The 12,764-nt window shown below is 72.6% G+C and carries 13 protein-coding genes; 6 read left to right on the top strand and 7 right to left on the bottom strand.

What is annotated here, in order from left to right:
* Window positions 1-2 precede the first annotated feature (2 nt).
* Window positions 3-767 (top strand): hypothetical protein, encoded by a 765-nt coding sequence (locus tag OG462_RS14025; RefSeq protein ID WP_406057761.1) that lies wholly within the window; start codon window positions 3-5, stop codon window positions 765-767.
* On the opposite strand, the gene OG462_RS14020 is transcribed toward OG462_RS14025, so the two are convergent.
* From OG462_RS14020 to OG462_RS14005, 4 genes are all read right to left on the bottom strand, one after another.
* Window positions 707-1,432, bottom strand: a complete 726-nt coding sequence (locus OG462_RS14020; RefSeq protein ID WP_406057760.1) for a hypothetical protein — start codon at window positions 1,430-1,432, stop codon at window positions 707-709. The genes OG462_RS14025 and OG462_RS14020 overlap by 61 nt on opposite strands.
* The gene (locus OG462_RS14015; protein ID WP_406057759.1) at window positions 1,429-3,207 is read right to left on the bottom strand and encodes a phosphatidylglycerol lysyltransferase domain-containing protein; all 1,779 of its coding nucleotides are present in this window, start codon (window positions 3,205-3,207) and stop codon (window positions 1,429-1,431) included. The genes OG462_RS14020 and OG462_RS14015 overlap by 4 nt, the downstream gene beginning before the upstream one ends.
* Window positions 3,208-3,345: 138 nt before the next feature.
* Window positions 3,346-4,425: a nicotinate-nucleotide--dimethylbenzimidazole phosphoribosyltransferase gene (gene cobT / locus OG462_RS14010; RefSeq protein ID WP_406057758.1), complete on the bottom strand. Its 1,080-nt coding sequence runs from the start codon at window positions 4,423-4,425 to the stop codon at window positions 3,346-3,348.
* A 45-nt stretch (window positions 4,426-4,470) separates the two neighbouring features.
* The gene (locus tag OG462_RS14005; protein WP_406057757.1) at window positions 4,471-5,673 is read right to left on the bottom strand and encodes a bifunctional adenosylcobinamide kinase/adenosylcobinamide-phosphate guanylyltransferase; all 1,203 of its coding nucleotides are present in this window, start codon (window positions 5,671-5,673) and stop codon (window positions 4,471-4,473) included.
* A 91-nt stretch (window positions 5,674-5,764) separates the two neighbouring features.
* Between OG462_RS14005 and OG462_RS14000 the strand changes: the two genes are divergently transcribed.
* Window positions 5,765-5,971 (top strand): hypothetical protein, encoded by a 207-nt coding sequence (locus tag OG462_RS14000; protein ID WP_189830705.1) that lies wholly within the window; start codon window positions 5,765-5,767, stop codon window positions 5,969-5,971.
* Window positions 5,972-6,480: 509 nt separating this feature from the next.
* Here the strand turns inward: OG462_RS14000 and OG462_RS13995 are convergent.
* From OG462_RS13995 to OG462_RS13985, 3 genes are all read right to left on the bottom strand, one after another.
* Window positions 6,481-7,566 (bottom strand): S1C family serine protease, encoded by a 1,086-nt coding sequence (locus OG462_RS13995; RefSeq protein WP_406057756.1) that lies wholly within the window; start codon window positions 7,564-7,566, stop codon window positions 6,481-6,483.
* Between the two features lie 91 nt (window positions 7,567-7,657).
* On the bottom strand, window positions 7,658-8,434 hold the full coding sequence (locus tag OG462_RS13990; RefSeq protein WP_406057755.1) for a class I SAM-dependent methyltransferase: 777 nt from the start codon (window positions 8,432-8,434) through the stop codon (window positions 7,658-7,660).
* Between the two features lie 65 nt (window positions 8,435-8,499).
* Entirely contained in the window at window positions 8,500-9,102 is a 603-nt protein-coding gene (locus OG462_RS13985) for a DUF3043 domain-containing protein (protein WP_406057754.1), read from the bottom strand.
* 271 nt (window positions 9,103-9,373) lie between these two features.
* Between OG462_RS13985 and OG462_RS13980 the strand changes: the two genes are divergently transcribed.
* From OG462_RS13980 to OG462_RS13965, 4 genes are all read left to right on the top strand, one after another.
* Window positions 9,374-10,174 (top strand): PspA/IM30 family protein, encoded by an 801-nt coding sequence (locus tag OG462_RS13980; protein WP_406057753.1) that lies wholly within the window; start codon window positions 9,374-9,376, stop codon window positions 10,172-10,174.
* A gap of 44 nt (window positions 10,175-10,218) precedes the next feature.
* Window positions 10,219-10,497: a PspA-associated protein PspAA gene (gene pspAA, locus OG462_RS13975; protein ID WP_406057752.1), complete on the top strand. Its 279-nt coding sequence runs from the start codon at window positions 10,219-10,221 to the stop codon at window positions 10,495-10,497.
* Between the two features lie 243 nt (window positions 10,498-10,740).
* Window positions 10,741-12,003 carry a sensor histidine kinase gene (locus OG462_RS13970; RefSeq protein WP_406066529.1) on the top strand — a complete coding sequence of 421 codons (1,263 nt, stop codon included), beginning with the start codon at window positions 10,741-10,743 and terminating at the stop codon, window positions 12,001-12,003.
* Window positions 12,000-12,689, top strand: a complete 690-nt coding sequence (locus tag OG462_RS13965) for a response regulator (protein ID WP_406057751.1) — start codon at window positions 12,000-12,002, stop codon at window positions 12,687-12,689. The genes OG462_RS13970 and OG462_RS13965 overlap by 4 nt, the downstream gene beginning before the upstream one ends.
* Window positions 12,690-12,764 lie beyond the last annotated feature (75 nt).

Below are 12,764 nucleotides of genomic sequence, written 5' to 3'. Positions count from 1 at the left end.
GCATGGGTCACTGGTTCTCCCGCAACATCGTCGAGCCGGGCAAGCTCCCGTTGCTCCTCGCGCTGACCTCGTTCATCGTGACGTTCCTGGTCACGAGGACCATCGTCCGTCTCATCCGCGCGGGGAAGGGGCCCTTCCGGAACGTTTCCTCCGGCGGGCTCCACATCCATCACGTCGTCCCGGGTGTGGTCCTCACCGTCATCGGCGGGTTCGGTGCGGTCGGCAGCGACCGGCACGGGATCGGGGCGGCCCTCTTCGCCGTGGTCTTCGGGATCGGCGCGGGACTCGTCCTGGACGAGTTCGCGCTGATCCTCCATCTCGACGACGTGTACTGGACCGACGAGGGCCGCAAGAGCGTCGAGGTGGTCGTCCTCACCGCCGCCCTGGTCGGCCTCGCCCTGAGCGGCTTCTCGCCGCTCGGCGTCGACGACATGACCGCCGACGAACGCCAGGACCGGGCCACTTTCATCCTGACCCTGGTGGTGAACTTCCTCTTCATCCTGATCACCCTGGTGAAGGGGAAGTTCCGGATGGCCGTGATGGGGACCCTGATCCCGTTCGTGGCGATCGTCGGCGCCGTCCGGCTCGCCCGCCCCGGCTCCTGGTGGTCCCGCCGGTTCTACGGCCGCCGCCACAAGGCACGGGCCCGTTCCCGGATCCGTACCTACCGCCACGACAAGCGCTGGACCAAGGTCCGACGCCGGGCTCAGGACTTGATCGGCGGCTTCCAGGAGCGGGTCCCCGGGCGGGGCTCCACGCCCTCCTGACCGCGCTCGCGCCAGGCCTGGATCCCCATCAGGACGAGGACGCCGACGATGGCCGCCAGATGCTCCTTGCCCGCCAGGTTCGGCTTGACGATCACCTCGACGACCATCGCCACGACGACGAGCGTGCCCGTCCACCGGGCCCCGTACCGCCAGCAGACGTAGACGGCGAGGCCGACCACGGCCGCCGAGGGCCCGGTGTCGACGACCTGCGCGTCGGTGGCGGGCAGCCCGAAGGAGCTGTCCGGGCCGAGGGCGATGCCCACGCGCGCGTACAACGTCCCGCAGAGGGTGGCCAGATAGGCGACGGCGAGGGTGCGCCACCGGCCGAGGCAGATCTCCGCGATCCCGAAGACCAGCAGGACCTGCGCGAGCGCGCCCCACACGGGCAGGTCGAGCGCGGGCACGAACAGCGAGAGCGGAGTCCGGAGCAGCGACTGCCACAGCGGGTCCTCGGCCCGTACGGAGCCGATGTCCTGGACCGGCTGATAGCCCCAGTCCTGGTTCTGCACCAGCTGGAAGAGGGCGGTGAGACAGACGGCGGCCACCGTCATGGGCGCCGCCCTCCACCGCCGGGTCACGAGCGCCGACCGTACGGTGGTGAACAGCGGGCCCCACTCGCGGCGGGCGAACCCGCGGAGGGTGCCTTCGTGGCGTGTGCGGCTCAACGGCCGCTCTCCAGGTGCCTGCGGTGCATCCACTTCGGCAGCCCCGGAGCCTCCAGGAACCCTTCCGCCCGACCGGCGGCGAGGCCGATGCGCAGCAGGTCCGCACTCTTCTCGAAGAGCATGTATCGGGGCTCCCAGATCGGTCGGTACTTGGCGTTGGCGCGGTACAACGACTCGATCTGCCACCAGCGGGAGAAGAAGCTGAGCAGTGAACGCCACATGCGCAGCACGGGTCCCGCCCCGAGCTTCGAGCCACGTTCGAAGACGGAACGGAACATCGCGAAGTTGAGCGAGACCTGCGTGATCCCGATCTCCTTGGCACGCTGGAGGAGTTCGATGACCATGAACTCCATCAGGCCGTTCTCCGACTCGCGGTCCCGGCGCATCAGATCGAGCGAGAGCCCCTTCGGCCCCCAGGGGACGAAGGACAGCACGGCCCGCAGGTTCCCCGCACCTTCCCCGTCGCCGGCGTCCCTGCACTCCAGCATCACGCAACGCCCGTCCTCCGGGTCGCCGAGCCGGCCGAGCGCCATCGAGAAGCCGCGCTCGGTGGCGCCGTCCCGCCAGTCGTCGGCCTTGCGCAACAACTCGGCCATCTCCTCGGCCGGGATGTCCTCGTGGCGCCGGATCCGGACCTCGTACCCGGCCCGCTTGACCCGGTTGAAGGCCTGCCGGACCGTCCGCATGGCCCGGCCGTCCAGGGTGAACTCGTCCGTCTCCACGATCGCCTCGTCGCCCAGCTCCAGGGCGTCCAGACCGTGCCGGGCGTAGATGACACCGGCCTCCTCGCTCGCGCCCATCACCGCCGGGATCCAGCCGTGCTCGCGCGCCTCGGCCAGCCAGGGTTCGATGGCGCCGGGCCAGGCCTCGGGGTCGCCGATCGGGTCGCCGGAGGCGAGCGAGACCCCGCCGACCACCCGGTAGGTGACGGCGGCCTTCTCGCTCGGCGACCACACGACGCTCTTCTCGCGGCGCAGCGCGAAGTAGCCGAGCGAGTCGCGGTCCCCCTGCTTGTCGAGCAGGTTCCGCAGCCGCTCCTCGTCCTCCTCGGTCAGCGGATCGACGGCCCGGCGGGAGCGGAACGCGGCGAAGAGCACCGCGAAGAGCAGCAGCGTGGACAGGACGTTGATGGTGACGTCGACCCAGCCGGGGGTGGTGATCCCGGCGAACCGCGAGTCGTCGCTGGCCAGGGTGATCAGCCGCATCACGCCGTACCGCCAGCGCTCCAGGAAGGTGGAGTGGGCGGCGGAGGTGTTGGTGACGGTGACCAGGACGGCGGCGAGCAGCGAGGTGACGAGCAGTCCGCCGACCGCGACGATGGCCGCGAGCCACGGATTGGAGCGGTCGCCCTTCGCGTAGAACTCCTTGCGGCCGAGCAGCAGCGCCAGGACGAACGCGGCGGTCAGGACCAGCGAGATCCAGTTCTGGGCGTGCTGCCGGATCTCCGGGAAGAACATCACCAGCGCGAAGAGCAGCAGGAAAAGACCGCCGAGCACCAGATTGAGGATCCACGCGGCCCGTTTGCGCCGCCGCATGGTGATCGCCAGGAAGAGGGTGAAGACCCCCGAGGCGAAACCGGCGGTGAGCAGGTACGGGGTGAAGTAGTTGTCCTCGTTGTGACGGCGCAGGTCCTGCCCGAAGGAGACCCAGACGGCACTCAGGAAATTGATGAACGTGACGACGCGCAGGTACCAGACGGCGAACGCGGCGCTGCGCCGCGATCGGGTGGTGGTGCCCCGGGGCGCTCCTTCGGCGGACAAACGGACCTCTCCCATGAAAAGCGATCATATGGGGCGGCGCTTGCCGGGCGGCGACGCCGGAGGCGGCCACGCGCGCGTCGTGCGCACACGACGTGCGCCACGCGTGCGGCCGCCTCCGGAGCCGACGAGTCCGTCTTCCTCCCCCGAGGGCCGTCAGGCCTCGGGGGCCTCGCTCTCGTCGTCCGCAGTGGTCGGGTCCGGACGCTCGGGCAGCTCCGCGGCGAACGCCGCCGCGGCCCTGACGAGGGGGAGTGCGAGCAATGCCCCGGTTCCCTCACCCACATGGACGCCGTGGTCGAGCAGAGGGTTGAGCGCCATCCGGTCCAGCGCCTTCGCCTGCGCCGGCTCCCCGCTCACCTGACCCGCCAACCACCAGTCCGGCGCCCGGAACGCCGCCCGCTGCGCCACCAGCGCGCAGGCCGCGCCCACCACACCGTCCAGGATCACCGGCATCCGCCGCACCGAGGCCTGGAGCAGGAACCCGGTCATCGCCGCCAGATCCGCCCCGCCGACCGCCGCGAGCAGTTCCAGCTGATCGCCCAGGACCGGCCGGGCCCGCCGCAGCGAATCCCGGATCGCCGCACACTTCCGCATCCACGCCAGGTCGTCGATCCCGGCGCCGCCCCGGCCCGTCACGACCGACGCGTCCGTCCCGCAGAGGGCCGCGATCAGCGTGGCGGCCGGCGTCGTCCCGCCGACGCTGAGATCCCCGAGCACCACCAGATCGGTGCCCGAGTCCGCCTCCTCGTCGGCGATCGCGATCCCGAGCCGGACCGCCGCCTCGGTCTCCTCGACCGTCAGCGCGTTCTCGATGTCGATCCGGCCGCTGCCGCGCCGCACCCGGTGGCGTACCACCTCGGCGGGCAGCAGCTCCGGGTCGCAGTCCAGACCCGCGTCCACGACCCGTACCGGCACGTCCGTCGACCGGGCGAGCACCGCGATCGGGCTCGCTCCCTCCAGGACCGCGCGCACCAGCTCGTGCGCGCTGCCCGCCGGGCGGCCCGACACGTCGAGCGAGGCCACCCCGTGGTCGCCCGCGAAGAGCACCACCTTCGGCTGCTCGATCGCCCGCACCTTGACCGAGGCCTGCGCGGCCGAGAGCCACTCGCCGAGCTCGTCGAGCCGACCGAGCGCCCCCGGCGGCACGGTCAGCCGCTCACGGCGCTCCTCGGCGTCACGCCGGATCCCCCCGTCGGGGCGCTCGATCAGATCGGAGAAGTCGTCCAGGTTCACGGGTTTCCGCCTTGTGGATCAGCGAGGGCCATCGGTGCTCGCACCCTACCCGCGCAGCACGATCGCCTGACCGGCGACTACGAGGAGGACCTCCTCGCACTCGTCCGCGAACGCCGCGTTCAGCCGGCCCAGCTCGTCCCGGAAGCGGCGCCCCGCCGCCGTCGCCGGCACCACGCCCGAGCCGACCTCGTTCGTCACCGCCACGACCGTACGGCGGGTCGCCCGCACCGCCGCCACCAGCTCGGCCGTCCGCTTCCGCAGCGCCGTCTGACCGCCGGCCGCCCACCGCCCGTCGTCCCAGGCCTCCACCCGGTCCATCGCGTCCGTCAGCCACAGCGACAGACAGTCCACGAGCAGCGCGGGCCCGTCCTCTTCGAGCAGGGGTACGAGGTCACAGGTCTCGGTGGTACGCCAGGACCCCGGCCGCCGCTCCCGGTGCAGGCCCACCCGCTCCGCCCACTCCGGGTCGCCCTCCCGGCTCCCGCCCGTCGCCACGTACAGCACCTCGGAGAAGGTCTCCAGACGCCGCTCTGCCTCCACGGACTTCCCGGACCGGGCCCCGCCCGTCACCAGGGTCCGCCGGGGCACGTCCGGCACCTCGTGGTACTCGCCCACGTACAGCGTCGTCCCGTCCGGCACTGCCCGCGCGCCCGCCGCCGCGAGCCGCCGGTCCAGCTCGGCTCCGGTGGGCGCGTCATGGTCCAGGTGTACGGCGACGACGTCGGTCGCCGGCCCGACGGCCCCGGTCGCGCGCAGCCGGGCCAGCGCATCCGGCCGGCCCGTCACATCGGCGACCACCATGTCGTACGGCACCCGGTGATCGTCCGGAAGCCCGGCGGGGGACCCGCCCGGGGGCAGATAGAGCAGCCGCTCGCCGTCCGCGGAGGTCACCTCGTACCCGGTACCGGGGGAGTCCATCGGAACGGCCCGCACCCGGTGCCCGGAGATCAGCGTCAACTCCCGCCCGTCCGGCACCCGCCCGGCAGTGGGAAGCCCCGCGGGCACCTCCACGGCGGGCCCGTCGTGCGGATGCGTCAGCAGCACCTGCCGTACGCCCACCAGCGAATGCCCCGACCGGGCGGCGGCGAGGGCGGCCCCGGGCGTCAGATCGAGCAGCAGGGCCCCGTCCACGAGCAGCGCCGTCGCGGCGCGGACCCGTGGCCCACGGGAGAGCGCGCACACGGCGCAGGGGCAGTCGGGGCGGGGGAGCCCGAGCGGGGCGCCGGTGCCGAGCAGAGTCAGTTCCACCCTCAGATCCTCCCGCGCCACCGCGAGCCGTGCGCGCCCGGCTACTCTGCGGGCAGGAAACCGATCATCCGGTGAGCGCCAGGAGGCGGACATGGCATGGACGTGGCGGTTCGAGAAGTCCGACGGCACGGAGGTCGAGCCGGTGGTGACTCCGGAGGAGTTCACCACCCAGGGAGACGCGGAGAGCTGGATCGGCGAACACTGGCGCGACCTCCTCGGCGGCGGCGCGGACCAGGTGACGCTGTCGGAGGACGGCGCGAAGATCTACGGCCCGATGCCCCTGAACGCGGAGGGCTAGAGCGCCCGGCGACCCAGGGAGGGGTGGGGGGGCCTCGTGCCCCCCCACCCCTCCCGGCCTGCGCCCGGGGCCCGCACCCCACGTTGTGAGCATGCGTTCCGCTGGGGCGGTACCCACCCCCATCCGCCCGTCCACCCCGTTGTGGGTATCTGTTCCGCTGGGGCGGTGCCCACCCCGCCCGCCTCCCACCTCGTTGTGGGCACATGTTCCGCAGGGGCGGAACGGGTGGGCACAACGGACGGCGCCCCTTGCCGGGCCCAGGCTTCCGCGCCTGAACCCGCACCCCGGGCGCGCCGCACTGCTCGGTGCGGGTCCAGGCACAAGGAGCGGAGGCGCCGCCAAGGGCGCCGTCCCGTGTGCCCACCCGTCCCGCCCAGCGGGACGATTGCCCACACGGAGGTGGGCGGGGGCGGGACGATCGCCCACACGGCGGGTGGGGAAGGGCGCGGCCCGCAGAGGCCGATGCTGCCCGGCCACACAGCGCCGAGGCCCCGCCGGCCCCGCGCCTGCTACAGCTCGCCCAGCGTGACGACCGTCTTCTCCGTCGCAGTCCCCCGGACATACGTCACCGTCACCTTGTCGCCCGGCCGACGCGAGGCCAGCGCCTCCGACAGCGACGTGATCGTCGTGATGTCCGTGTCGCCGAGCCGCGTGATCACATCACCCGACTTCAGCCCCGCCTCGCCCGCCGCCCCGTTCGCGGGCGCCTCGACCACGGCCACGCCCGCCGGCTCGTAGGCGTCGTTCAGCACCGTACGGCCGGTGATGTTCAGGGCCGCGCGGCCCGAGTCCGTCACCTTGCCGTCCTTGACGATCTGGTCCGCCACCGTCCGCACCATCGACGCGGGGATCGCGAATCCGATCCCGGGCGCCGAGCCGCCACCCATCTCCGGGTCGATGGCCGCGAGCGTCGGGATCCCGATGACCTCGCTGTCCAGGTTCACGAGGGCGCCCCCACTGTTTCCGGGGTTGATCGCGGCCGACGTCTGGACCATGTTCGCGATGGTCGCGCCCGTGCCGCCGCCGGTCCGCCCCTCGCTGACCGTGCGCCCGGTCGCCGAGACGATGCCCTGGGTCACGCTGCCGGACAGGCCGAGGGGTGAGCCCATCGCGAGCACGATCTGCCCCATGTCGACGGCCGCCGAATCGCCGAACTTCGCGGGCTTCAGCCCCTGCGGCAGCGATTCCAGCTTGATCACCGCGAGGTCCTGCTCGGGGTACGAGGAGACGAGCCGGGCCGTGACCGGCTGCCCACCGGTGGCGGCGGCGACCTTGAAGGTCTTCTCCTGGCCGACCACGTGCGCGTTGGTGACGATGTGGCCCTTGCCGTCGTAGACGACCCCGGAGCCGAGGCTTTCGGTCGCCTCGATCTGCACGACCGACGGCAGGACGTTCTTGATGACGGCCTGGTAGTCGTCCTGGAGTTCGTTGGCGGAGAGCGGCGCCGCCGCCTGTGTGGACCGCTCCGGCGCGGCCGCGTTCCCGCCGGAGGAGCAGCCGCCGACGAGCGCGACGGCGCACGCGGCGGCGGTCAGGGAAAAAAGGAGGCGGGGGATGATGGCGGCGGCACGGGCATGGCCACGGGAGGCATCCATGTCCGGAGTATCTGTTTCATCCCCACCCCGGGCCCGGCGAGCGCACCCGATCAGGGGTGCGCGACCGCCGGGCGCGGACGGCGACGTCCCGTCAGCCCCGTACGCCGCACAGGTGCAGCAGCGCCGCCACCCGTCGGTACGGCTCCGTCCGGCCCGCCCGGTCCTCGGCGGCGAGCAGCCGCTCCAGCTCCTCGGCGGCCGGCAGGCCCGCCTCGGCCGGGACGGCGTCCGTGAAGACCCGTACCCCGTACCAGGCGTGCAGCGGCGCCGCGATGCCGGCGAGCGTCGCCGTGAGCGCGTCGAGGCGGTCGGCCCGCACCTTCACGCCGTTGTCGTCGGTGTAGACGTCCGAGTCGAAGCCGGTGAGCGCACCGGACCAGTCCCCGGCGAGCCCCGGCCGCATGGCGAGGGCCTCCGCGTTCCGTACGACCAGGGAGAGGAGCCCGCCGGGGGCGAGCATCCGGGCGAGGCCCGCGAGCAGCGCGTCGGGCTCGTCCGCGTACATGAGGACGCCGTGGCAGAGGACGACGTCGAAGCTGCCGGGGAGGAAGTGCACCCCGGTCTCGCGCCCGTCGCCCTCGATCAGCCGGACCCGCTCACGGATCCCGGCGGGCTCGGTCGCCAGCGACTCACGGGCCGCCTTCAGAAGATCGGGATCGGCTTCGAGGCCGGTCACCGTGTGCCCCGCGCGTGCGAGGCGCAACGCCTGCGTGCCCTGGCCCATGCCGGCGTCGAGGATCCGGAGCCGCTGTCCCACGGGGTAGCGGCCGGATATCTGCTCGTCGAGCTGGCGGGCGACGATCTCCTGCCGGATGGTGTCGCGCAGCCCGCCGGAACCGGCGGGCCAGTGCACGACGACGGGCAGCACGGGGCCGCCCGACTCCGACGTCGCCGCGCCGAAAGCGCGCTCGACGGGCTCCGAACTGTCGGCGCTCAGGGCCGCTCTCCGCGCTTGACCTGCGGCTTCGGCAGTCGCAGTCGGCGCATCTGGAGCGTACGCATCAGGCCGTAGGCGATGGCGCCGCGCTTCGGCTCGTCGGGGAAGCGCACGGCGAGCTGCTTGCGCAGCCGGATCCAGATGCCGACCGAGTCGATGACGATCAGCACGATCACACCGAGCCAGAGCAGCAGGGAGATGTTCTGCAGCGACCGGTTGGCGTTGCCGAACAGCGACAGCACGAGGATCACCACGGCCATCGGCAGGAAGAACTCGGCGATCGCGAACCGCGAGTCGACGAAGTCGCGCACGAAGCGGCGGACCGGACCCTTGTCGCGGGCCGGCAGATAACGCTCGTCACCACTGGCCAGCGCTTCGCGCTGACGGGCCAGGTCCGAGCGGCGTGCCTCGCGCTGGCGCTTGGAGGCCTCCTTGCGGTCGGTCGGCACCGTCGCGGCGCGACGGCGCTGGGCCTGCGCCTCGCTCCGCTTCGGGGTCGGGCGGCCCTTGGGGGCCTCGGGGTCGCGGGGCTGCTTGGAGAGGTCCGCCGTCACCTTGTCGGTGGGGGCCTTCTCGTCCTTCGAACGGCTACGGAACACAAAACCCAAGGGTACGGGGTGGCGGGCATGAACCCCATGCCGGGCGGGAACGATCCGCTAACGGAGTGCGTCTACGGCGGTACGTACGCAGGACAGGCGCGGTTTCCCCTAGATCCATCTACTCCCTGCGCGGGAGGGACCGCCGGGCGTAGTCGTCCTTTGGGAGGAGCGCATCCGGCTCCGAACAGTGCGGTAATGGAGGCAGGGCCCGTACTGTGGACCTGTCGAAGAGCTGGAGCCGAAGTCCGTCAGAAGGGGGCGCGCGAAGCCCATGAGCGGTGTCATGAAGCGTATGGGGATGATCTTCCGCGCGAAGGCGAACAAGGCCCTTGACCGGGCCGAGGATCCGCGCGAGACGCTCGATTACTCCTACCAGAAGCAGCTGGAGCTGCTGCAGAAGGTGCGACGGGGCGTCGCCGACGTCGCCACCTCCCGCAAGCGGCTCGAACTCCAGCTGAACCAGCTGCAGGGTCAGTCGGCCAAGCTGGAGGACCAGGGCCGCAAGGCGCTCGCACTCGGCCGCGAGGACCTGGCGCGCGAGGCGCTGTCCCGGCGCGCCGCGCTCCAGCAGCAGGTCAGCGACCTGGAGGTGCAGCACCAGACGCTGCAGGGCGAGGAGGAGAAGCTCACCCTCGCCGCCCAGCGTCTCCAGGCCAAGGTGGACGCCTTCCGCACCAAGAAGGAGACCATCAAGGCGACCTACACGGCGGCCCAGGCGCAGACCCGGATCGCCGAGTCCTTCTCCGGCATCTCGGAGGAGATGAGCGACGTCGGTCTCGCGATCCAGCGGGCCGAGGACAAGACCGCCCAGCTCCAGGCGCGCGCCGGCGCGATCGACGAGCTGCTCGCCTCGGGCGCCCTGGACGACCAGTCCGGGCTCGGGAAGGACGACATCCAGGCGGAGCTGGACCGGCTCTCGGGCGGTACGGACGTCGAGCTGGAGCTCCAGCGGATGAAGGCGGAGCTGGCCGGCGGGCCGTCTGCCCAGCAGCAGGCGCTCGAGGGCGGCGGCGCGGCCGCGCCGCAGGACACCAACACGCAGCAGCAGTCCCACCCGCGCTTCGAGAAGTAGGCGACGGCATGTAGGCGACAGCCCGCGAACAGACAGGACGCGTCATGATCGTACGGATCATGGGGGAGGGCCAGTGGAAGCTGGCCGACAGCCACCTCGTGGAGCTGAACAAGCTCGACGACGAGCTGCTCGAAGAGATGGAATCGGGGGACGAGGAAGGTTTTCGGCGCACGCTGAACGCCCTCCTGGACGCGGTCCGGCGGGTCGGTGAGCCACTGCCGGACGAGGCGCTCGAACCCTCGGAGCTGATCCTTCCCGCTCCGGACGCGGGCCTGGACGAGGTCAAGGAGATGCTCTCCGACGACGGCCTCATCCCCGGCTGACGACCCTGTACGACGGTCCCGGCACCCCCAGGGGTGCCGGGACCGTCGCGCGTTCCCGTTCCCGTTCCCGGTCCCGGTCCGGCCGCCGCGCCGGCGCGGGCAGGGCCGCCCGGTCCGCCCCGTACCGGCACCGCCGGCCCGGTCCGCCCCGTACCGGCACCGCCGGCCCGGTCCGCCCCGTACCGGCACCGCCGGCCCGGTCCGCCCCGTACCGGCACCGCCGCCCAGCCCCGCCCCGTACCGTTGTTCCCCGTGACCCCCACCGGACCCGCCCCCGTCCCCGGACCCGGCACCTTCTTCGCCCGTCTCCGTGACCGGTTCCGCGCGCACCCTCTCGCCTTCGACGCGACGCTCGCGTTCGGCGTGCTCGTCTGCATGATCGCCGGGTCCTTCACGGACCCGCACGGCGGCCCGAACGGGCCGACCTTCGGCGACCGGGTGCCGAGTATGGCGAGCGTGCTGCTCATGGTCGCCGGGGCCACCGCCCTGGTGCTGCGCCGGCGCTACCCCTTCCGCGTGCTCTGCTTCACGGTGGCGGTCAGCCTCTTCGAGCTGCTCAACGACACCCGCCCGGCCACCGTCGCCATGAGCGCCGTCGTCGCGCTCTACACGGTCGCCTCCCGTACCGACCGGCCCACCACCTGGCGGGTCGGCCTCGTCACCATGGCGGTGCTGACCGCCACGGCCATGGTCTTCGGCGCGACCCCGTGGTACGCGCAGGAGAACCTCGGCCTCATCGCCTGGACCGGCATGGCGGCGGCCGCGGGGGACGCCGTCCGCAGCCGCCGGGCCTTCGTCGACGCCATCAGGGAGCGCGCCGAGCGGGCCGAGCGCACCCGCGAGGAGGAGGCGGGCCGCCGGGTCGCGGAGGAGCGGCTGCGGATCGCCCGCGACCTCCACGACGTCGTCGCCCACCACATCGCCCTGGTGAACGTCCAGGCCGGCGTCGCGGCGCACGTCATGGACAAGCGCCCCGACCAGGCCAAGGAGGCCCTCGCGCACGTGCGGGAGGCGAGCCGTTCCGCACTCGACGAGCTGCGCGCCACTGTCGGGCTGCTGCGCCAGTCAGGCGACCCGGAGGCCCCCACCGAGCCGGCCCCCGGCCTCGCCGTCCTCGACGGGCTGCTCGACAGCTTCCGCCACGCCGGGCTCCCCGTCGCCCTGGCCCGTACCGACGGAGACAGGCCGCTGCCCGCGACCGTCGACCTGGCCGCGTACCGGATCGTGCAGGAGGCGCTGACCAACGTGCAGAAGCACGCGGGACCGGACGCCGCGGCCGAGGTGAGCGTCGTCCGGGTGGGCCGTACGGTCGAGATCACCGTCCTCGACAACGGCCCGTCCGCCACCGCCCAGGAGCCCGTCCCCAACGGCGGCCACGGGCTGCTCGGCATGCGCGAGCGGGTCGGCGCGCTCGGCGGCACCCTGACCGCGGCCCCCCGGTACGGCGGCGGCTTCCGGGTCCAGGCGATACTGCCGGTGACGTCCCGTACGGGGGAGGACACATGACGATCCGGGTTCTGCTGGCCGACGACCAGGCCCTGCTCCGCAGCGCCTTCAAGGTCCTGGTGAACTCCGAACCGGACATGGAGGTCGTCGGCGAGGCCGCCGACGGCGCCCAGGCCGTGGCCCTCGCCCGCTCCGAGCGGGCCGACGTCGTCCTGATGGACATCCGGATGCCGGGCACGGACGGCCTCGCGGCCACCCGCATGATCACCGCCGACCCGGAGCTCTCCGACGTACGGATCGTCATGCTGACCACCTTCGAGGTCGACGAGTACGTCGTGCAGTCGCTGCGCGCCGGAGCCTCCGGCTTCCTCGGCAAGGGCGCCGAACCCGAGGAACTCCTCGGCGCGATCCGGATCGCCCACGCCGGCGAGGCGCTGCTCTCCCCGGCCGCCACCAAGGGCCTGATCGCCACGTTCCTCGCCCAGGGCCCCGGCGTGGACGTCGTGGGCGAGGGCGGCCGGGGCCGTACCGAGCGCCTCGCCGCGCTCACGGCCCGGGAGCGCGAGGTCCTCGTCCTCGTCGCGGGCGGTCTCTCCAACGACGAGATCGCCGAGCGCCTCGACGTCAGCCCGCTCACCGTGAAGACCCACGTCAACCGGGCCATGGCCAAGCTCGGCGCCCGCGACCGGGCCCAGCTGGTCGTCACGGCCTACGAATCGGGACTGGTACGCCCAAGGGTGGAGTGACCGGGTGCTCCGGCGTACTCCAGACGCGGTATGCGCGGGATAAGGATGTGGACCCGGGGGGCGAGGACTTCCGGT

Source organism: Streptomyces sp. NBC_01077 (genome assembly GCF_045162855.1).
In the GTDB taxonomy this organism is placed as follows: domain Bacteria; phylum Actinomycetota; class Actinomycetes; order Streptomycetales; family Streptomycetaceae; genus Streptomyces.
Note: the sequence above shows the minus strand (reverse complement) of the source record. Positions and strands in the feature narration are given on the sequence as shown.

Coding starts and splice junctions, on each gene's coding strand:
- OG462_RS14025 (WP_406057761.1), top strand. CDS start 3: ATGGGTCACTGGTTCTCCCGCAACATCGTCGAGCCGGGCAAGCTCCCG.
- OG462_RS14015 (WP_406057759.1), bottom strand. CDS start 3,207: ATGGGAGAGGTCCGTTTGTCCGCCGAAGGAGCGCCCCGGGGCACCACC.
- OG462_RS14000 (WP_189830705.1), top strand. CDS start 5,765: ATGGCATGGACGTGGCGGTTCGAGAAGTCCGACGGCACGGAGGTCGAG.
- OG462_RS13995 (WP_406057756.1), bottom strand. CDS start 7,566: ATGGATGCCTCCCGTGGCCATGCCCGTGCCGCCGCCATCATCCCCCGC.
- OG462_RS13980 (WP_406057753.1), top strand. CDS start 9,374: ATGAGCGGTGTCATGAAGCGTATGGGGATGATCTTCCGCGCGAAGGCG.
- pspAA (WP_406057752.1), top strand. CDS start 10,219: ATGATCGTACGGATCATGGGGGAGGGCCAGTGGAAGCTGGCCGACAGC.
- OG462_RS13965 (WP_406057751.1), top strand. CDS start 12,000: ATGACGATCCGGGTTCTGCTGGCCGACGACCAGGCCCTGCTCCGCAGC.